The sequence below is a fragment of the Microcoleus sp. F10-B2 genome (assembly GCF_036704965.1).
Taxonomy (GTDB): domain Bacteria; phylum Cyanobacteriota; class Cyanobacteriia; order Cyanobacteriales; family Microcoleaceae; genus Microcoleus.
The window spans coordinates 1-19,527 of sequence record NZ_JAUBTB010000023.1 but is presented as its reverse complement, the minus strand read 5'-3'; the positions used below and the strand labels follow the sequence as shown (position 1 = coordinate 19,527).

The 19,527-nt window shown below is 47.3% G+C and carries 15 protein-coding genes; 12 read left to right on the top strand and 3 right to left on the bottom strand.

The genetic code is table 11. The annotated features are described in order from the left end of the window. The first annotated feature begins 110 nt into the window (after window positions 1–110). From QUA99_RS11445 to QUA99_RS11435, 3 genes are all read left to right on the top strand, one after another. Window positions 111–1,895, top strand: coding sequence for an efflux RND transporter periplasmic adaptor subunit (locus tag QUA99_RS11445; RefSeq protein WP_333236770.1), 1,785 nt, complete (start codon window positions 111–113; stop codon window positions 1,893–1,895). A gap of 186 nt (window positions 1,896–2,081) precedes the next feature. Beyond that, window positions 2,082–5,285 carry an efflux RND transporter permease subunit gene (locus tag QUA99_RS11440; protein ID WP_333236768.1) on the top strand — a complete coding sequence of 1,068 codons (3,204 nt, stop codon included), beginning with the start codon at window positions 2,082–2,084 and terminating at the stop codon, window positions 5,283–5,285. Window positions 5,286–5,579: 294 nt separating this feature from the next. After that, on the top strand, window positions 5,580–6,608 hold the full coding sequence (locus tag QUA99_RS11435; protein ID WP_333236766.1) for a hypothetical protein: 1,029 nt from the start codon (window positions 5,580–5,582) through the stop codon (window positions 6,606–6,608). A gap of 60 nt (window positions 6,609–6,668) precedes the next feature. On the opposite strand, the gene QUA99_RS11430 is transcribed toward QUA99_RS11435, so the two are convergent. Together QUA99_RS11430 and QUA99_RS11425 are read right to left on the bottom strand one after the other, a co-directional pair. Continuing rightward, window positions 6,669–7,001, bottom strand: coding sequence for a transporter suffix domain-containing protein (locus QUA99_RS11430; protein WP_333236764.1), 333 nt, complete (start codon window positions 6,999–7,001; stop codon window positions 6,669–6,671). A 283-nt stretch (window positions 7,002–7,284) separates the two neighbouring features. Next, window positions 7,285–8,103, bottom strand: a complete 819-nt coding sequence (locus QUA99_RS11425; RefSeq protein WP_333236759.1) for a carbohydrate ABC transporter permease — start codon at window positions 8,101–8,103, stop codon at window positions 7,285–7,287. Between the two features lie 493 nt (window positions 8,104–8,596). Between QUA99_RS11425 and QUA99_RS11420 the strand changes: the two genes are divergently transcribed. The 8 genes from QUA99_RS11420 to rdgB all read left to right on the top strand — a co-directional run bounded on the left by QUA99_RS11420 (window position 8,597) and on the right by rdgB (window position 17,332). Further along, window positions 8,597–9,289, top strand: a complete 693-nt coding sequence (locus tag QUA99_RS11420; protein WP_015174838.1) for an aldehyde oxygenase (deformylating) — start codon at window positions 8,597–8,599, stop codon at window positions 9,287–9,289. Between the two features lie 156 nt (window positions 9,290–9,445). Continuing rightward, complete coding sequence (locus tag QUA99_RS11415) at window positions 9,446–10,468, top strand: long-chain acyl-[acyl-carrier-protein] reductase (RefSeq protein WP_333236757.1); 1,023 nt, start codon at window positions 9,446–9,448, stop codon at window positions 10,466–10,468. Window positions 10,469–11,003: 535 nt separating this feature from the next. Then, on the top strand, window positions 11,004–11,984 hold the full coding sequence (gene accA, locus QUA99_RS11410) for an acetyl-CoA carboxylase carboxyl transferase subunit alpha (RefSeq protein ID WP_333236755.1): 981 nt from the start codon (window positions 11,004–11,006) through the stop codon (window positions 11,982–11,984). A gap of 249 nt (window positions 11,985–12,233) precedes the next feature. Then, on the top strand, window positions 12,234–12,959 hold the full coding sequence (locus tag QUA99_RS11405) for an SDR family oxidoreductase (RefSeq protein WP_333236753.1): 726 nt from the start codon (window positions 12,234–12,236) through the stop codon (window positions 12,957–12,959). Window positions 12,960–13,203: 244 nt separating this feature from the next. Next, on the top strand, window positions 13,204–13,938 hold the full coding sequence (gene folE, locus QUA99_RS11400; RefSeq protein WP_333236751.1) for a GTP cyclohydrolase I FolE: 735 nt from the start codon (window positions 13,204–13,206) through the stop codon (window positions 13,936–13,938). 204 nt (window positions 13,939–14,142) lie between these two features. Continuing rightward, window positions 14,143–15,567, top strand: a complete 1,425-nt coding sequence (locus QUA99_RS11395; RefSeq protein ID WP_333236749.1) for a phosphoglucomutase/phosphomannomutase family protein — start codon at window positions 14,143–14,145, stop codon at window positions 15,565–15,567. Between the two features lie 892 nt (window positions 15,568–16,459). Further along, complete coding sequence (locus QUA99_RS11390) at window positions 16,460–16,726, top strand: hypothetical protein (protein ID WP_333245607.1); 267 nt, start codon at window positions 16,460–16,462, stop codon at window positions 16,724–16,726. Between the two features lie 15 nt (window positions 16,727–16,741). Next, window positions 16,742–17,332 carry an RdgB/HAM1 family non-canonical purine NTP pyrophosphatase gene (gene rdgB / locus QUA99_RS11385; RefSeq protein WP_333245610.1) on the top strand — a complete coding sequence of 197 codons (591 nt, stop codon included), beginning with the start codon at window positions 16,742–16,744 and terminating at the stop codon, window positions 17,330–17,332. A 118-nt stretch (window positions 17,333–17,450) separates the two neighbouring features. Here the strand turns inward: rdgB and QUA99_RS11380 are convergent, their stop codons facing one another. Further along, window positions 17,451–17,789 (bottom strand): P-II family nitrogen regulator, encoded by a 339-nt coding sequence (locus QUA99_RS11380; protein WP_265234570.1) that lies wholly within the window; start codon window positions 17,787–17,789, stop codon window positions 17,451–17,453. Between the two features lie 354 nt (window positions 17,790–18,143). Here QUA99_RS11380 and QUA99_RS11375 point away from each other — a divergent pair, with 354 nt between their 5' ends. Next, window positions 18,144–19,442, top strand: a complete 1,299-nt coding sequence (locus QUA99_RS11375) for an MFS transporter (RefSeq protein WP_333245613.1) — start codon at window positions 18,144–18,146, stop codon at window positions 19,440–19,442. Window positions 19,443–19,527: the final 85 nt, after the last annotated feature.

Genomic DNA, 19,527 nt, shown 5'->3' with positions numbered 1-19,527 from the left:
TCAAAGCGCTTGTCCTGATTCCCCCTTTTTTCAGGGGACGCCCGGGGATGAAAAATTCCGCCAAAGTCTCAGTCAGTCAGACGTAAAAAAAAATCTAAGTGGTGCTGCCAATGAGTTATTCTAAATCCCCAGAATCCGTGGTTGAAGCTGAAGAGCAAAAATCTGCCACACCGGAACTTCACCCAACCGATGCAGATGCAGACAGCGATCGACCGCAGGATTTGACCCCCGTTGCCGATCGCCCCGAACCTGGTAAACCGCGATCGCGCTGGCCTCTAATTGCCGCGCTCGCGATCGCCGCAGGCGCAGCAGGTATCGGCTGGTACTCGTGGCAATCGGGTCATAATCGCGCACAGCCACCGGCAGCAGCAGCCCAACCCCAAGGCATACCAGTCAAGCTGGCAGCCGTAGAAACCAGTTCAGTCCAAGATGCCTCGGAATTTGTCAGCAGCTTAGAAGCCAAGCGTTCGGTAGAAATCAAACCCGAAGTAGAAGGGCTAGTCACTGAGATTTTTGTCAAATCCGGGGACTTCATAAACCAAGGGCAAGTCATCGCCCGCATGAAAAGCGACAGCGCCCAAGCTGACTTGAGGCAATCCCAAGCCAACCTGATCCGCGCTCAATCCCACTTAGCCGAATTGCAAGCAGGAACCAGGCCCGAAGAAATCGCCCAAGCTCAAGCCCAAGTCGCCCAAGCCCAAGCCAACCTAGCCCAACTGCGATCGGGCTCTCGGCCAGAAGAAATTGGTCAAGCCCAAGCCCGCGTTAGCCAAGCTGAAGCCGACCTCGCCGACGCCCAAACAGGTAGCCTCTTAGAAGACATCGCCCAAGCCAGAGCGCAAATAGAAGCAAGCACAGCCGAAGCAAAGTTAGCCAGCCAGCAGCTTGCCAGATATCAGGCATTGGCACAAGAAGGCGCAGAATCCGCGAACACCCTGGAACAATACACCCAAAAAGCAGGCACCGCCCAAGCCAACCTCCGAGAAGCTCAAAGGCGGTTTGAGCAGCGGCAAAAGAACAGACAAGCCGAGATCGAGCGCCGGACAGCAGCCTTGCAACAGCAGCGGCAAGCTTTGCGGCAATTGCAAAACGGTTCGCGCCCAGAGGAAATAGCCAAAGCCGAAGCAGAAGTCGCACAAGCCAAGAGCAGATTAGCGCAGTTAGCCAACGGTACGCGCCAAGAACAGCTCGATCAAGCTGAAGCGCAAGTTGCCGAGGCCGCCGCTCAAGTGCGCGGCTTTGAAGTACAACTGCAAGAAACTGCTGTCATCGCGCCCTTCGCGGGAGTCATCGGCGACATACCAGTGAAAGTAGGTGATAACTTGCAAAAAGGTAACGCCATTGCCACCCTGACTGAGAACCAATTGCTAGACTTGCGGTTATCAATTCCTTTGGAACGGCAGCCTCAATTACGCTTAGGGCTGCCAGTACAAATGCTCGACGCTCAAGGTAAGGCGATCGCCCAAGGTCAAATCAGTTTTATCTCCCCCAACGTCAGCGCCAATTCCCAAACAATTTTAGCTAAAGCCACCTTTCCCAACCCCACCGGCGAACTGCTTAATCTCCAGTTTGTAAAAGCTAAAGTTATCTGGAAACAGAACCCCGGAATTTTAGTTCCAGTCACAGCAGTCACTCGCTTAGGTGGGGAAACTTTTGTCTTCACAGCTCAAAAGCCGGAACAGCCAAAACCTGGAATGCCTCCTTTAGTAGCGCACCAAAAAGCCGTGAAATTGGGAGCGATTGAGGGGAATAATTATCAAGTTATCGAAGGTTTGAAAGCCGGGGAAAAAATTGTTACTGCCGGCATCCTTAACCTGACAGACGGGGTTCCCATTATGGCTCAAGAGGAAGGGAAAGAAGTAGGGAAAAATTTACCAGTGGGGGGCAAAAATTAATATGCTACCTCCAGTTCTTGTCTCCCTTTTTAAGTAGGGCTGTTTCATTCTTGTAGGGGCTGCCCCCCGTCGCTGCCCTGCCCCGATCCCTTCTGGATGGGGGTCGGCACGGGGGCACGACCCCTACAATATCGGGTAAATTAGCAATTAGCAATTAGCCATCCGCAACTACCCATTACCCAAATAATGTTTGCAGATTTCTTTATTAAACGACCTGTCTTTGCTAGCGTCTGCGCCTTAATTATTATCTTGGTAGGCGCAATCAGCATTCCCAGCCTGCCGATCGAGCGCTTCCCCGACATTAGCCCTACCCAAATCAACGTCACAGCTAACTATAGCGGGGCGAGTGCTGAAATTGTCGAAAATGCAGTTACCAACATCCTAGAAAGGCAAATCAACGGCGTTGAAGGACTAAAATATCTAACTTCCAGTAGTAGTAACGATGGCACCAGCACCATTACAGCTACCTTTGATTCCTCGCGCAACAAAGACATTGCCGGCGTCGATGTTCAAAATCGAGTTGCAGTTGCTCAACCCCAATTACCAGATGCCGTACAACGCACAGGAGTTAGAGTTACAAAACAATCTACAAGTCTCCTATTAGCGATCGGCTTATTTACAGAAAATAAAGAATACGACACCATATTTTTAAGCAACTACGCTGACCTATATTTAGCCGATGCCTTAAAAAGAGTAAAAGGTGTTGGCGACGTGCGAATTTTTGGGGAAAGACGCTATGCAATGCGTTTATGGATAGACCCCAATAAATTAGCAGCTCGCCGTCTCACAATGCAAGATGTAACGAGCGCTCTCAACGAACAAAACTTGCAAGTTGGTGCTGGGAGAGTTGGTCAAGAACCTGCTCCGCAGGGACAAATGTATCAAATTGACTTGCGTGCTGAAAGTCGCCTCAAAGAACCAGCAGAATTTGAAGAAATTGTCCTCAAAACAGAAACCAATGGAACGTTAGTTAAATTAAAAGATGTGGGGAGAGCAGAACTAGGGGCAGAGAATTACAGCTCATTTCTGCGATTTCGAGGCAATGATGCAGTAGGTTTAGGGATTTACCAACTGCCTGGAAGTAATGCTTTGAATGTTGCCCATGCCGTCAAGACAGAAATGGAAAAACTAGCTGTTGCTTTCCCTCCGGGGTTGATACATAGAGTAGCGCTGGACACGACTTTGTTTGTAGAAGAGTCGATGGCAGAAGTAGTCAAGACCTTATTTGAAGCAGTCTTGCTAGTGGTGATAGTGATTTTTGTTTTCTTGCAAGACTGGCGCACCACTATTATTCCTATCATCACAATTCCAATTTCTTTGATTGGGACGTTTGCCTTTATCAAAGTTTTCGGATTTACGATTAACAGTTTATCTCTGTTTGGTCTGACATTAGCGACGGGATTAGTGGTTGATGACGCTATCATTGTAGTAGAAAATATTGACCGCCTTATCCGCCAAGGAATGAATGCCCGCGAAGCAGCTTTTGAGTCAATGCGGGAGCTTTTTAGCGCTGTAATTGCGACTTCTTTAGTGTTGATGGCAGTGTTCGTGCCAGTGGCATTTTTCCCGGGAACTACAGGAGCGCTTTATAAACAATTTGCGCTGACAATTGCTTTTTCAGTATTGCTTTCTACCTTTATTGCTATTACTCTCACGCCCTCACTTTCAGCTATATTACTGCGTCGAGGGCCGAAGTTTGGGGGCCCGCTAGGTTGGGTTTTTGACCGTTTTAATGGAGTTCTCAATTGGGTACAGCGGCAATATCGGAAATCCTTAATATTTCTCACAGGAATTAAGACTATTGTCACCCTCGTGTTCATCGCTTCTCTGGGAGTAACAGCTTGGCTTTATTTATCAGTGCCCACAGCATTTATCCCGGAAGAAGACCAGGGCTATTTTATGACAATTATTCAAGGACCCCAAGGTGTTTCGCTGCAATACACTCAGAAAGTAATGGATCAAGTAGAACAAGAAATCCTCAAGCTTCCTGAAGTTGTCGGGACTTTTTCAGTGGGTGGATTTGGTTTTAGCGGTAGCACTTCTAATCAAGGCATTATATTTACTACACTGAAACCCTGGGACGAACGTCACGGAGAAGATCAAACTGTACAAGCGATTATTGGTAAGTTGCGGGGTAAGTTTTTCGCGATTCCAGAAGCGAGGATTTTCCCAGTGAATCCGCCGGCTATTCAAGGTTTAGGTCAATTTGGGGGTTTCCAATTTCAATTGCAAGACCGCAAAGGTAACAGCGGTTTAGATGGCTTAGTCCAGACCATGGGCGGGATTTTGAAGCAGGCAAATCAGACACCGGGATTGCAAGCGGTATTTAGTACGTTTGCGGCGAATACACCTCAGTTAATTGTGGAGGTTGACCGCAATCGAGCTAAGGCTCTAGATATTCCGATTAATGATGTTTTCAGTACGTTACAAACGGCTCTGGGTGCTCAGTATGTGAATGATTTTAACCTCCAGCAGCGCAATTATCGGGTGTATGTTCAGGCGGATAAACAGTTTCGCGATAACCCGGAAGATATTGGGAAATTGTATGTGCGTTCTGGAAAGAATGAAATGATTTCTTTGAGCAATTTGGTGAAGATTACTCCGGTGGTGGGAGCGCAAACTGTTAACCACTACAATTTGTATAGGTCAATTGAAATTACTGGCTCTCCTGCGCCGGGAGCGAGTTCTGGGCAGGCGCTAAAATCGATGGAAAAGGTGTCGGCTGAAGTTTTGCCATCGGGTTTTGGCTATGAATGGTCGGGGAGTTCTTTAGAAGAAATTGAATCGGGAGGTCAAGCACCGATTATTTTCGGTTTGGGGCTGATTTTTGTGTTTTTGGTGTTGGCGGCTCAGTACGAAAATTATGTCGATCCTTTCATTATTTTGCTATCGGTGCCTCTGGCGATTTTAGGTGCTCTTTTAGCTCAGTCGTTGCGGGGTTTGGCGAATGATGTTTATTGCCAGATTGGTTTGGTGATGTTGATTGGATTGGCTAGTAAAAATGCGATTTTAATTGTGGAGTTTGCGAACCAGTTACGGGAGCAGGGATATTCAATTGCTAAGGCGGCAGTTGAGGCTTCTCAAGAGCGTTTACGACCGATTTTGATGACTTCTCTGGCTTTCATTTTGGGTATTGCTCCTCTGGTTAACCCGGAGGGTGCGGGTGCAGCCAGCCGCCGATCACTAGGAAATGCGATCGCGGGGGGGATGGTTGTTTCTACTGTCTTGAGTTTGTTTATAGTGCCGGTTCTGTATGTGGTGGTTGTCTCGGCTCGCGATCGCTTTAAGAAGCGCGATCGACTAGACAATCTCCCCGATGATGGCACAATTTTGAACGGCAAAACAACTCCCCACGAGGAGATTGAACGCGATAAAGTATCGCCGTTTTAGTTGGTAATTAGTTCCTTTAACTATCCGGTTAGTGGTTCTTTATTCACAAGACCCGACTATCTGTGCTACCGACTTTTTTATTGTTGCGACGCTGTGGGGTCACTCTCGGAGAAGATTTTTTGTGGAGGTAGCGATCGCCCGATCGCCCCCCATCGTGCAATAATGATATGACTTGCACAAAAGCTCTATTAGTAGGTAAATATTGCCTACTTTACCGCTACATATAGCGTCTCAACTGTCAACCCGTGCAAGTTCCCAATTAAACCGGCTGTTGCACTACACAAATTTTTCCTAATGGCTGAAGTCCCCCTAAATCCCGCAGAACTTGCAGAAGCCCTCAACGGCTTTACCGATATCAATTTCCAATTGCCAGACCCCGAAGACGAACAAATACCAGACTTTGATTTTGACAATCAGGTTGACAATGCCTGGAAAGTGTGCGATCGCTTCGACTTGCAAACCGACATTTGGCGGGGACGCATTCTCCGAACAGTCCGAGACAGAGAAAAAAAAGGCGGCGAAGGACGGGGCACAGGATTTTTGAACTGGCTCAAAGAAAGAGAAATTGGCAAAAGTCAAGCCTATTCTTTGATAGAATTAGCTAATAGTGCCGATACTCTGATCCAGCAAGGAGATTTAGACCCAGATTCCATTAGAAACTTCAGCAAAAGAGCCTTTGTAGAAACGGCTAAAGCATCTCCCGAAGTGCAGCAAATGGTAACAGATGCCGCAGCAAGTGGCGATCGCATCACCCGCCGCGAAGTCAAACAACTCTCCGACGAATGGATGGCAATGAACTCAGATTTATTGCCAGAAGAAGTCAAAGAAAAAGCATCTACCGGTTCTCTACCTTCCCGCTACCTCGCTCCTTTAGTCAAAGAAATGGAGAAACTCTCCCCATCTCACCAAAGCGAAATTCAAAAAGAAGTAGCAGAAAATCCCGACGTAGATACTGTCAAACAGCTAACATCCGACGCCAAGAACTTATCAAAATATCTCGACGCCGCCGCCCAAGTGCAAGCTCTCAATCAGTCGCACCTTGACATGGAAATGGCCTTAGAAGAATCTTTGCGAGTAGGCTGTTTGGGCACGACAGCCGACGTTGTAAAACAAGCCGCACAGCTAGAACAAACAGTAGTCAAACTATACACGATTTGGAAGCGTTTAGGCAGTTTGGCAGATAGATTGTACGTGGATACAGGAGCAAGCACACCCAATTTGCGGTTGCTTTTGGGATGCTTGGACACTCTTTCGGGAGAAAAGATTGAAGTTGATTTCGGAGACGGAGAACGCTCTATTCGCTTGCAAATTTTTAGCGAATAGCTCAACCTTGACCGCAGATAAACGCCAATCTCCAGGCTCATTATCGGCGTGTATTCCTGTTCATCTGCGGTAAAAATTTATGAGTTTTTTCCAAAGATAGCGGGGATGCAAATAACGCCGATATTTGGTAACTACTTCTTTTCCCAATAGCACTACGCTAATCCAAAAACAAACTTCTGCCCCAACAGCCAGAACGACAGATAAAGTAGTTTTTTGTGTAATGTCCAGCGGCAGGAAGGGCACAACAAACAAGATTGCCAGCCAGGGCAGAAAAGATATGACAAATAAAAATAAACCGAGTTTTTGCATAGATTCACATAATACAGCTTTGATATTCCCTTTATCTGTTAGTCTGCTGAAAGTGGACGTGGTTTGTATCGTAGCAATTTCCATCGCCGAGTTACTACAAATCCGGTAGCATCGGAATTAATATTACCCGAAATCAGGACACGGCAGTGCCGTGTCCCTACAATGAATCCCGGTAGGGAAACGGCACTGCCGTGTCCTCTATATCATTCCGGTGTTACTACAAATTCACACTTTTTACCCATGTCAGCAACAGGCTTTCCGGCCTGTTCCACAAATACTAAATATTCTTGTGGAACAGGTCGGAAAGCCTGTTCTGGAGAATGGTTCAAGATGTGACTAGAAACTTAATCGCCAATCTCTCTCCACCTCAATTCTTAATCCCCGTCGCCGCAATCCCCCGTATAAACTGCCGTTGACCGGCCAAAAACAGCAACACCACCGGTACAGTTCCAATTACCACCGCCGCCATCAACAACTGCCAACTGCTAGTAAACTGTTCCTGAAACTCGGCCAGAACCAACTGCACAGTCCGCAACTCCGGCCGCGTCGTAAACACCAGCGGCTTAAACAAATCGTTCCACTCCCCGATAAAAGTAAACAAAAACAGCGTCACCAAAGCAGGGCGGGCCAAAGGCAACATCACCTGCCACAACACCTGCCAGCGGTTAGCCCCGTCCAGCATTGCCGCCTCCTCCAACTCCACCGGAACAGTCATAAAATACTGGCGCAGCAAAAAAATCCCAAAACCGTTAGCCGCCGTCGGCAAAATCAGCGCCCCGTAAGTATTCAGCAGGTGGCCCCACTTCAAAACCAAGAAAATCGGAATCACCAAAAGCTGAAACGGAATTACCAACGTCGCCAAAACCCCTAACACAATCGCCTGTCGCCCGCGAAACTTCAGCCTGGCCAAGGCGTAACCGGCCAAAGCAGAAGTCACAACCTGAAAAGCAGTTACTGCGATCGCCACTAGAGTAGAATTAACAAATGCCAACAAAAAATTGCCCCGTCGCCAAGCCTCCTGATAGTTTGCAAAAGTCAGGCCTGTGGTCTTGACACCGACACCAGATGGTGATATCGAAACCAAAAATACAGCAGCCAGCGGCAGCAGCACCAGCGCAGCACCCGCCAGCAACCAAATAAAACTCAGCATTTCCAGCGCTTGAGACCTGTCAAAGGATTTACCCATAAATTTCTGAATTAACCTAAAATAATAAGCCTGTGAGGTTCTCCAACCCGATCGCCTCCCAGATTCCCATACAACAACATAATAGTCGTAGAGGGAAAGAAGGAGTACCTAGGGAGGAAGTTGTGATTAGGATATAATGTTATAGATAGAGTTGGTACTATAAAACCCTTAAAGGGGGAGACATAGACCGTATTTCTATCATCTATTTCCGGGCAAAAGATCGACTAACGACTAATTCAAGTAATTAGTAAATAGATAGCATTCTAGCGATAGTCTTTCTGGAGTGTTCGACGGCAAAAGTCTGCCAAACACACTGAGGACGCCAGTTTTTCCCGGAAAGTCAAAGAAAAGTTCTTTGTCGAAAGAACCCTCAGCTATAATCTCTGATTTAGATGGGGTGCGTTCAAAAAAGGTAAAGTGCACTGTCACTGACCCCTAATTTTAAAGGGGTTTCCAAACATCCCGCAAGCTTATATAAGGAGACTACATATCTATGCCCCAGCTTGAGGCCAGCCCAACAATTGACTTTCAAACCGAAACTTACAAAGATGCTTACAGCCGCATCAACGCCATTGTGATTGAAGGCGAACAAGAAGCTCACGACAATTACCTGACACTGGCCGAACTGTTGGCTGACAAAAAAGCAGAGTTAGTTGGCTTGTCCAAGATGGAGAACCGCCACATGAAAGGCTTCCAAGCTTGTGGCCGGAATCTTAAAGTCACGCCCGACATGGCATTTGCCAAAGAGTTCTTTTCGGAACTGCACAGAAACTTCCAAACGGCTGCGGCCCAAGGTCAGATTGTAACTTGCTTGTTGATTCAATCGCTAATTATTGAGTGTTTTGCGATCGCAGCTTACAACATCTACATCCCCGTCGCCGATGACTTTGCCCGCAAAATCACCGAAGGCGTCGTCAAAGAAGAATACAGCCACCTCAACTTTGGGGAAGTCTGGCTGCAAGCTCACTTTGAGGAATCCAAAGCCGAACTAGAAGCCGCCAACCGCCAAAACCTGCCCATCATCTGGAAGCTGCTAAACGCTGTCGCAGACGATGCCCGCGTTTTAGGAATGGAAAAAGACGCTTTAATCGAAGACTTTATGATTGCCTACGGCGAAGCTCTAGGCAACATAGGCTTTAACAACCGCGATATCATGCGGATGTCAGCACAAGGCTTAGCAGCCTAGTTAATTCGGACATAAGGAATGGGAAAAAAATTAAAAATTAAAAATTAAAAATGGGATACCTCATTTTAAAATATAAATTTTTAATCTTCCCATCTTCCCTCTTCCATTTTCAATCTTCAATCTTCAATCTTCAATCTTCCTTCATTTGACAACTTAATGTTTGGTCTAATCGGTCACTTAACCAGCTTAGAACACGCCCAATCAGTAGCTAACGAGCTGGGCTATCCAGAATATGGCGATCAAGGTCTCGATTTTTGGTGCAGCGCACCGCCCCAAATAGTTGATCATATCACGGTAACAAGCATCACTGGACAAAAAATAGAAGGGCGCTATGTCGAGTCCTGTTTTCTGCCAGAAATGCTAGCCACTCGCCGGATTAAAGCAGCCACTCGCAAAATCCTTAATGCGATGGCACACGCTCAAAAAAACGGGATTAACATCACTGCTTTAGGCGGCTTTTCTTCGATCATTTTTGAGACTTTCAATTTGCAGCAAATTAAGCAAATTCGCAATCTCAAGTTGGAGTTTGAACGCTTCACCACTGGTAACACTCACACGGCTTACATCCTCTGCCGCCAAGTAGAACAAGCAGCTCCCAAATTGGGGATTGAACTTTCAAAAGCCACTGTAGCGGTTTGCGGTGCTACTGGCGATATTGGCAGTGCGGTGTGTCGCTGGCTCAATGTTAAAACAAATGTAGCAGAATTGTTGCTGATTGCCCGCGACAAAGAACGATTGCAAGATTTGCAATCGGAATTGGGGCGAGGCAAAATCATGGATTTGGAAGAAGCCCTGCCCCAAGCGGATATAGTGGTCTGGGTAGCCAGTATGCCAAAGGGAGTAGAAATTGACCCTAAGACATTGAAGCAACCCTGTTTATTGATTGACGGTGGCTATCCGAAAAATTTGGCAACTCAGGTTCAGCATCCAGAAATTTACGTACTCAATGGCGGCATTGTGGAGCATTCCCTCGATATTGAGTGGAAAATTATGAAGATTGTCAATATGGATGTGCCGGGCAGACAGTTGTTTGCCTGTTTTGCCGAATCAATGCTGCTGGAATTTGAAAAATTGTATACCAATTTTTCTTGGGGACGGAATCAAATTACTGTCGAAAAGATGGAGCAAATCGGCGAGATTTCAGTTAAACACGGTTTCCGGCCTTTAATGTCATTTTGATGTGATTTTTTGTGGTTATTGGTTATTGAAGAAAGTTTTTCTGATAATAACCAGTAACTTTTTTTAGAGAGTTAACAGTTAACAGTTAACATCATGCCCGATCGCACCACGAAAACAAAAGTTGTGTGTAGTTCTCAACCAGCCCGGGGGATTCGCGACAAAAGTTGGTCTTTTTTCTGATATTCGATGGTCGGCGACAACAGCTAATACAGACAGGGCTGTTAAAGCTTCCGTAGAGGTGAGATCGATCGCGCTGGTGTCGCTGATTGGACTTGCCAACAGTTCAGCGTTAGGTCTTTTGTGGCTGTCCGGAGCCGAGCGGCGCTGAGTAATACCCGCGCAAACATCAGAAGCAAGCAAAAATAGTGTAGCAAAAAACGAGGCTCAAGCCTCGGGTTTTCAACCAGGTTACAAAGCAAAGCAAAATTCAAAATTCAAAATTCAAAACTTCCCCTCTTTTTCAGCATCCCCTGACAGGGTAGGATCGGGAAATAGTCGATCGACAAAACCTTAAAACCTTATAGAAATTATCAGCGTGGCAAACCCCGACCGCAAACCACTACTCTTAGATTTTGAAAAGCCTCTGGCCGAACTCGAAACCCGAATTCACCAGATTCGCCAACTCGCCGAAGAAAACAGCGTCGATGTCACCGACGAAATTCGCAAACTCGAAGCGCGTTCGACCCAACTGCGACAAGAGATTTTCAGCAGCTTGTCCCCCATGCAGCGACTGCAACTCGCCCGTCACCCGCGCCGCCCCAGCACCCTCGATTACATTCAGGCAATTAGCGACGAGTGGATCGAGCTTCACGGCGATCGGCGCGGCGGAGACGACCCGGCCCTCGTCGGCGGAATTGCCCGCATAGACGGGCGTCCCACAGTCATCATCGGCCATCAAAAAGGGCGCGACACTAAAGATAATATCGCCCGCAACTTCGGTATGGCAGCTCCCGGCGGCTACCGGAAAGCCCTGCGGTTGATGGAACACGCCGATCGCTTCGGAATGCCAATTTTCACGTTTATCGACACTCCCGGGGCTTGGGCGGGCTTAGAAGCAGAACAGCTAGGACAGGGAGAGGCGATCGCCTGTAACCTCCGAGAAATGTTTCGCCTCGACGTTCCCATTATTTGCACCGTCATCGGCGAAGGCGGTTCCGGCGGCGCATTGGGTATCGGTGTCGGCGAGCGGCTGTTGATGCTGGAACATTCCGTCTACACCGTCGCCACTCCCGAAGCTTGTGCGGCCATCCTCTGGAAAGACGCTGGCAAAGCTAACTTGGCCGCAGAAGCCCTGAAAATAACTTCCTGGGATTTGAAAAACCTCGGCGTTCTCGATCAAATAGTACCAGAGCCGATCGGCGGCGCTCACTCAAATCCCCTCAAAGCCGCTTCCATACTCAAACAAGCTTTGTTGGAAAACTTAGCAGAACTCACACAGCTTACGAGTCAGCAGCGACGCCAGCTCCGGTATCAAAAGTTTCGCCACATCGGTGTATTCACTGAAATTTCTGCTTGAGCCGATCGATTCAGAGTTATCGGTTATGAGTGAAAATCTCTTAACTTCCAACTCATAACTGATAACTCACCAGTCACTATTCTGCGAATCAGTCAGCAGTGTTATAATTTCTCAGGTGACACCGGCTTAACAGTTCTTAATGTCGATCTCATAATTAACTGGGATCTCCCGCAGCAGACAGTTGTCTAAATTGCCGAAAAAGGCTGCAACGCTTTAGGGAGTTGCCGAGCGAAAGTATTAGGACACTGAATGAACCATCCAACAACAAAGCAGGCTCTGATTACCGGAGCCAGCAGCGGTATTGGCAAAGCGACGGCTTTAGCGTTCGCCGCCGAGGGCATAAATTTGGCCTTAGTTAGCCGAGAGTCAGAAAACTTAGAAGCCGTTGCCGCAGCAGCCCGAGAAGTCGGAGTGAAAGCAGAAGCTTATCCCTCAGACTTGGCAAAAATTGAGCAAGTGCAAAGCAGCATCAGCGCGATTGCAGCTCAATTCGGCCCCATAGATATCCTGGTCAACAGCGCTGGTATGGGCTACACCGGCTCACTGACGGAAACGCCCTTAGCCGACTGGCAGAGCGTTTTAGACCTCAATCTTACTAGCGTTTGGCAGTGCATTCTAGGAGTTTTGCCGTCCATGCGCGATCGCGGATCGGGAATCATCATCAACGTTTCCTCGATCGCCGGCAGCCAAACCTTCCCCAACTGGGGAGCCTACTGCGTCAGTAAATTCGGTCTCATGGCTTTGTCTAAAACCTTAGCCGCCGAAGAACGGGCTCGCGGAATTCGCGTAACAGCAATCTGTCCGGGTTCTGTCAATACTCCCATGTGGGACACAGACACCGTGGACGCCGACTTCGATCGCACCGCCATGTTAACCCCAGAAATCGTCGCCCAATCAATTCTGCACGCAGTTCAGTTGCCAGCAAGTGCAGTAATTGAAGAAATCACCCTCATGTCCAACGCAGGAGTTTTGTGAACTTGAGATTTGAGACTGCTGGATTTTTATCAAATTCAACAATCTTTGAATCTCTCGCTATATCCCCCTATCGAAAATCGAAAATCGAAAATCGATCGCAGGAGTTTTGTGAACTTGAGATTTGAGACTGCTGAATTTTTATCGAATTCAACAATCTTTGAATCTCTAGCTATATCCCTCCTATCGAAAATCGAAAATCGAAAATCGAAAATCGAAAATCGATTCACCCTCACACCAACTTTTTATGACAATTGCATCTTCCACCAATTCCAATGGCTCGAACTCAATCTCGACTGACAGCATGAAACTTTCAGAAACCGCAGAGAACAACTCCCCGCGCATCCCCACTCGACCGGATCGCAATTCCTCCAACGGTCACGAATCCAGCGTACCCGTACCCTCAGAAGTAGGCCAGGAAGAAATGATGGCCGCCGTTCGGACAATGCTGCTGGGAGTAGGAGAAGATCCCGAACGCGAAGGATTGCTCAAAACCCCAAAGCGGGTAGCAGAAGCAATGCGGTTTCTCACCAGCGGGTACACTCAATCCCTCGAAGAACTCCTCAACGGCGCTATCTTTGACGAAGGTCACAACGAAATGGTACTGGTGCGAGACATCAGCGTATTCAGTATGTGCGAACACCACATGCTGCCGTTTATGGGAAGAGTTCACGTAGCTTACATTCCCAACCAAAAAGTAGTGGGACTGAGCAAATTAGCCAGAATAGCCGAGATGTACAGCCGTCGGTTGCAGGTGCAGGAACGTTTGACACGTCAAATTGCCGAAGCAGTTCAGACAATATTGGAACCGAAGGGAGTAGCTGTAGTCATGGAAGCCAGCCATATGTGCATGACGATGCGGGGCGTGCAAAAACCCGGTGCTTGGACGGTTACGAGTGCCATGTTGGGCGTGTTTCAAGAAGAACAGAAAACTCGGGAAGAATTCCTGAATTTGATCCGCCACCAACCTGCATTCTTTTAGTCATTAGTCATCAGTCATCAGTCATCAGTCATTAGTCATTAGTCAATCACTTTTTGGGTGGTGGCTAGCAGTTAAGCAATTTGGTCACTAGCCCCCAGATTCATCCGCAGTCGCAATCTAAAATCTAAAATCTAAAATCTAAAATCAGATGACGATCGACTGATAAACCCATAAAATAGACGGGTGACTCATGGCTTGTGACTAATGAATCAAATTAAATTTGGTACTGATGGCTGGCGCGGCATCATTGCTGACGATTTTACATTCGATCGCGTAGCGTTAGTCGCTCCCTTAGCGGCACAAGTTCTCGCACAAACCGGCGGCAGCGATGGCAGCAGCGGTACCGTAATTGTCGGTCACGACCGCCGATTTCTAGCTGAAGAATTTGCCTTCACAGCGGCTGCTGCCATCCAAAACGCAGGATTTGACGTGCTGCTGAGCGAATCCTACGCCCCCACTCCAGCTTTCAGTTTAGCTGCCAAACAATTAAATGCTTTGGGTGCGATCGTCCTGACAGCCAGCCACAATCCCGGTGCATATTTAGGGTTAAAAGTCAAGGGCGGATTTGGCGGTTCAGTGTCGCCCGAAGTTACTCAACAGATAGAAGCAAAACTCGAAAATCCGGCGGCACTTTCAGCAACTCCAGGCAAATTAGAGAATTTCAATCCTTGGCCGGCTTACTGCAAAACCTTGCGGGAAATGGTAGATATTGAGGCGATTAAAGAAGCGATCGCCAGCGGCAAAATTACAGTATTTGTAGATGTAATGCACGGGGCCGCCGCCGGAGGACTAGCTCAAATTTTAGAAGAAACAGTGCACGAAGTCAACAGCGATCGAGATCCGCTGTTCGGCGGCGGTGCACCCGAACCTTTGCCGCGCTACCTGTCGCAGTTATTTCGGGTGATGCGCACTCACCAGCGAAAAAGTTCTGGTTTGTCAATCGGATTTGTATTTGACGGAGATAGCGATCGAATTGCAGCCGTTGACTCTAGCGGCAACTTTCTCAGTTCACAAATCCTAGTTCCCATATTAATCGAACATTTAGCTTCACGGCGCGGCTTGACCGGGGAAGTCATCAAAACAGTCAGCGGTTCAGACATAATTCCCAAAATTGCCAAGCTGTACGACTTGCCATTATTTGAAACGCCGATCGGTTACAAGTATATAGCCGATCGAATGTTAACCACCCAAGTCTTAGTCGGCGGCGAAGAATCGGGAGGAATTGGCTACGGTACGCACATTCCCGAACGAGATGCTTTGCTGTCAGCGCTGTACTTGTTAGAAGCAGTTGTCAAATCCGGGGAAGACTTAAGCGCAATTTACAGCCGACTGCAACAAGAAACCAGCTTTACTTCAGCTTATGACAGAATCGACTTGCACTTAGCAAACATGGAAGAAAGGTCGCGTTTGCTGTCGCTGCTGCAAAATCAACCATTAACAGAAATCGCCGGCAAAGCAGTTGTAGATTGCAACAAAGTTGACGGATATAAATACCGCTTAGCTGACGAAAGTTGGCTGTTAATTCGCTTTAGCGGAACCGAACCCGTGTTGCGGCTGTATTCAGAAGCGGCAACCTTGAAAGAAGTTATGCAAAACTTAAACTGGGCGAAAACTTGGGCGCATAATTAATCGGAATTTTTGACAGCAGATCGACGCAGATAGACGCGGATGACTTGATATCAAATCTCTCTTTCTCAGTGTCCTCTGCGTCCTCTGCGGTTTAAAAAATCTTCTTCATAAATAAAATAGTATTGCCATAGCAACCCTCCCCTCAATAGTCAACTCTTTCTCTTGTCTTCTCTTCCTTCGCGTCTTCGCGGTTCGTAAAAAAATCTTACTCACAAATGAAATACTATTGCTAGATCGGGTTAATTTTAGGATAAAAGAAGATGGCATACAGCGATTTTAGCCTTGCGAGAGTCAAAAAAGAGTTTGGATTAACCGGAACTTACCCCGCACATAAGATTCATTTCTTCTGAAACCATTACAGGGCAATACTTTCCTGGAGCGGGAAAATCAAGTACATGACTACAACTTTTTACAACCCTTATGTGGAGCGGGTTTGAGTTAATTTTATGATACAGCAATACTTTGGTTCTAAATATTAAGAAAATCTTAAATACATGGCTACAAAATTGGAACTGCCAAATAGCTAAAACGAATACAGCTCAAAGAATACAGCCACCGAAACTACCCCCTGCAGGGGTAAGTTCCGATTAACCTTAGATGAAAGCCGCAATTTATTTGCTTATACAAAACCAGTTGCCCATCAGAAATCTTAACAACAATCCTGAGCGATTATGTACCGCTAGCAACTTTTATTTCACATAAAAAGCTCGAGCGGAATTTTTGATTGCCCCGATTTTAGCAGAAGTTCGGCGATTGTTAAACAAACGAGTTTCTCTTTTTTCCGGTAAGAATTTTACTGTCGATCCAGAAAGAGGCTTGCAAGGATTTTGCGATTATATTATTAGCGGATATCCAGAACTATTGTTCATCAGTGCTCCGGTTATAACAATTTTTGAGGCAAAATAAGGAAGATATTATTGGCGGGTTGGGGCAATGCGCGGCGGCAATGGTAGCGGCTCAATGTTTCAATCAAAACCAAGACAGTGAGGTCGATCGCATTTACGGCGCGGTGACAACGGGAACTAACTGGAAATTCTTGATTTTGGAGGAAACTACTGTTTATATCGATCCGATTGAATACTATATTCAAGATGTTGATAAGATTTTGGGAATTTTGTTGCAACCATTTTCTGAATCTTTTGTTAATATCAATGGGTAAGTTTTAAGGGAAATAATGACTAATCATAAATTGCTAGTTGTAGCTACGGGCAATCCGGGTAAACTCAAGGAAATGCAAGTTTATCTTCAGGATTTGGGATGGGAATTGCAACTCAAACCGGAAGAGTTGGAAATCGAGGAAACAGGCGAAACTTTTATTGCTAATGCTTGCTTGAAGGCGTCTGAAGTGGCAAAAGCAACCGGCCAATGGTCGATCGCGGATGATTCTGGTTTAATGGTAGATGCTCTCGACGGTCAACCCGGGATTTATTCCGCGCGCTACGGGAAAACAGATGCTGACAGGATATCTCGACTCCTCAAAGAATTGGGAAGCGAACAAAACCGGGAAGCACAATTTGTCTGCGCGATCGCGATCGCCCGTCCCGACGGTACAATTGCCGTGCAAGTAGAAGGAATTTGCCGCGGCGAAATCCTCCACACTCCACGCGGTACCGGAGGTTTCGGATATGACCCCATTTTCTGCGTACCCGCACAGCAACAGACTTTTGCCGAAATGACACCCGATATCAAGCGATCGCACTCTCATCGCGGTCGAGCCTTCCATGCTTTAATACCACAAATGGCGAATATTGTCAACCCAAACTGAGGCAAAAAAAACAGGGGCATGGGAATTGGCAATCAGACATCAGAACTGAATAGGGAAGAGGCTTTCTCCATTACCAATTACCGATGACAGATGACCGATTGCCCGCTGCCCCAATATCTTAGATTGCTTCCTGGTTTTTTTCCCCAGTCCGAATCCGAATAATTTGTTCTACAGGAGAGATGAAAATCTTGCCGTCGCCAATCTCGCCCGTGCGGGAAGCAGCGATAATTTTATCAACCACCATGTCAACCTGATCGTTTTCCACAACAATCTCGACCTTGAGCTTTTGCAAAAACTCAACGGTGTACTCCGAACCGCGATAGCGTTCAGTCATGCCCTTCTGACGCCCAAAACCTCTAACTTCAGAAACAGTCATCCCCACAATGCCAGCATTGACGAGCGCGATTTTCACTTCGTCTAGTTTAAAGGGGCGAATAATAGCTTCAACCTTTTTCAACTTTCTCACTCCTAACATTACTACTTTCGTTATATTACTTAATCGGCGTGACATCTTTTAATGTCGCTGCCAACAGCAAGTATTTTGTCAAATATATTACCCTATGTTGTACTCGCGATGAAATGCACGCCAACCTTTAACAATCTTCTCGGATTTTCCGGGAGTGGGGGTTCTCGGCTCCGGTAGATCGCGGTAGAGTTAAGAAGACAGCCGCAGCAGCCCTGCCCCGCCATCTGCTACAACAGAAAAAGAACGCAGGAGACAGGAGTTTTCCGAGGTTCCGCTTTGCTATGTGAGATTTGCACGTATTGCTGAAAACTATAATTGCCAGAGGCGGTCAGTTAAACTATTCCTATGCACCCAGCCAGCCCTCCCCCTGACCGCAGCGGGCTTGATGCCCTACTGAGAAATCGCCCCTTCCTCGCCTTGTGGACGGGCCAGTTATTGGCCCAAGTGGCGGATAAAATCTTTTACGTATTGCTGATTATTCTGCTGAAAACAGGCGACTACCGACCCTGGCCTGTTTCTTGGCAGCATTCGGAAAATTCTATGCTGTCAGCGGTGATGATTGCCTACACGCTGCCGGCAATCGTATTTGGTTCGGCCGCCGGTATCGTCGTAGACCGCTTTTCCAAAAAGCAAATGCTGATCGGCTGCAACGCAATTCGAGCCGTGCTGATTATAGCTTTGCCGTTTTTGCCCAAAGCTTTTGCCGTTTTGTTGGCGATGACGTTTTTGATCTCTACCGTAACGCAATTTTTTGCTCCGGCAGAGCAGGCTGCAATCCCCCTGGTTGTGGGACGAGAGGGACTGATGTCGGCAAATGCGCTGTTCGCCTCGTCCACAATGGGCGGGATTATTGTCGGGATGACGATCGGCGAACCGCTGTTTAGTTGGGTCAAACACAGCTTCGGCTCGGCTTCTCAAGAGTTTTTGCTCGGCGGGCTGTACCTGATATCGGCAGGTTTGATCTATGCCATGCGGATCAAAGAAAGTCACGCCGGCAGCAGTGGCAAAAACGTCCATCCTTGGCAAGACCTCAAAGAAGGTTTGCGCTATTTGAAACACAATCACCTTGTCAGCAACGCGATGGTGCAGTTGACGATTTTGTATTCCGTGTTTGCTGCGCTTCAGGTGCTGGCGATCGCACTTTCAGGCAAAATAGGTCTCAAAGAAACTCAATTTGGCTTTTTGCTGGCTGCTGCGGGAGTCGGAATGGTCTTCGGCGCAGCCTTTTTGGGACACTGGGGCGGTCGCTTCCACCACAAACCTCTGCCGTTAATCGGTTTCTTGATGATGGGTTTTGTATTAGCAATGTTTGCCTTTACCCGACAGTTGTGGGTGGGATTCGTATTGAGTGCTCTGTTCGGTTTTGGTGCTTCCTTAATTAACGGGCCGATGCAGGCTCTGATTCAAGAAAAAACTCCAGAATCTATGCGGGGCAAAGTCTTTGGATTGGAAAACAATGCGATTAATATTGCTCTGAGCCTGCCTTTAGCGATTACCGGCCCGCTGACTGATGCTGTCAGCAAAGCCGTCCGATCTGATGACCTCGGCTTGCGGATCGTGTTGCTGAGTTTGGGCTTTTTGGTATCGGTGATGGGCATGGCAGCTTGGCGACATACCCGCAAAGTCTTGCAGGATGTTCTGTGAACTTTGCAAAGAAGGAAGAAGGAAGAAGGAAGAAGGAAGAAGGAAGAAGGAAGAAGGAAGAAGGAAGAAGGAAGAAGGAAGAAGG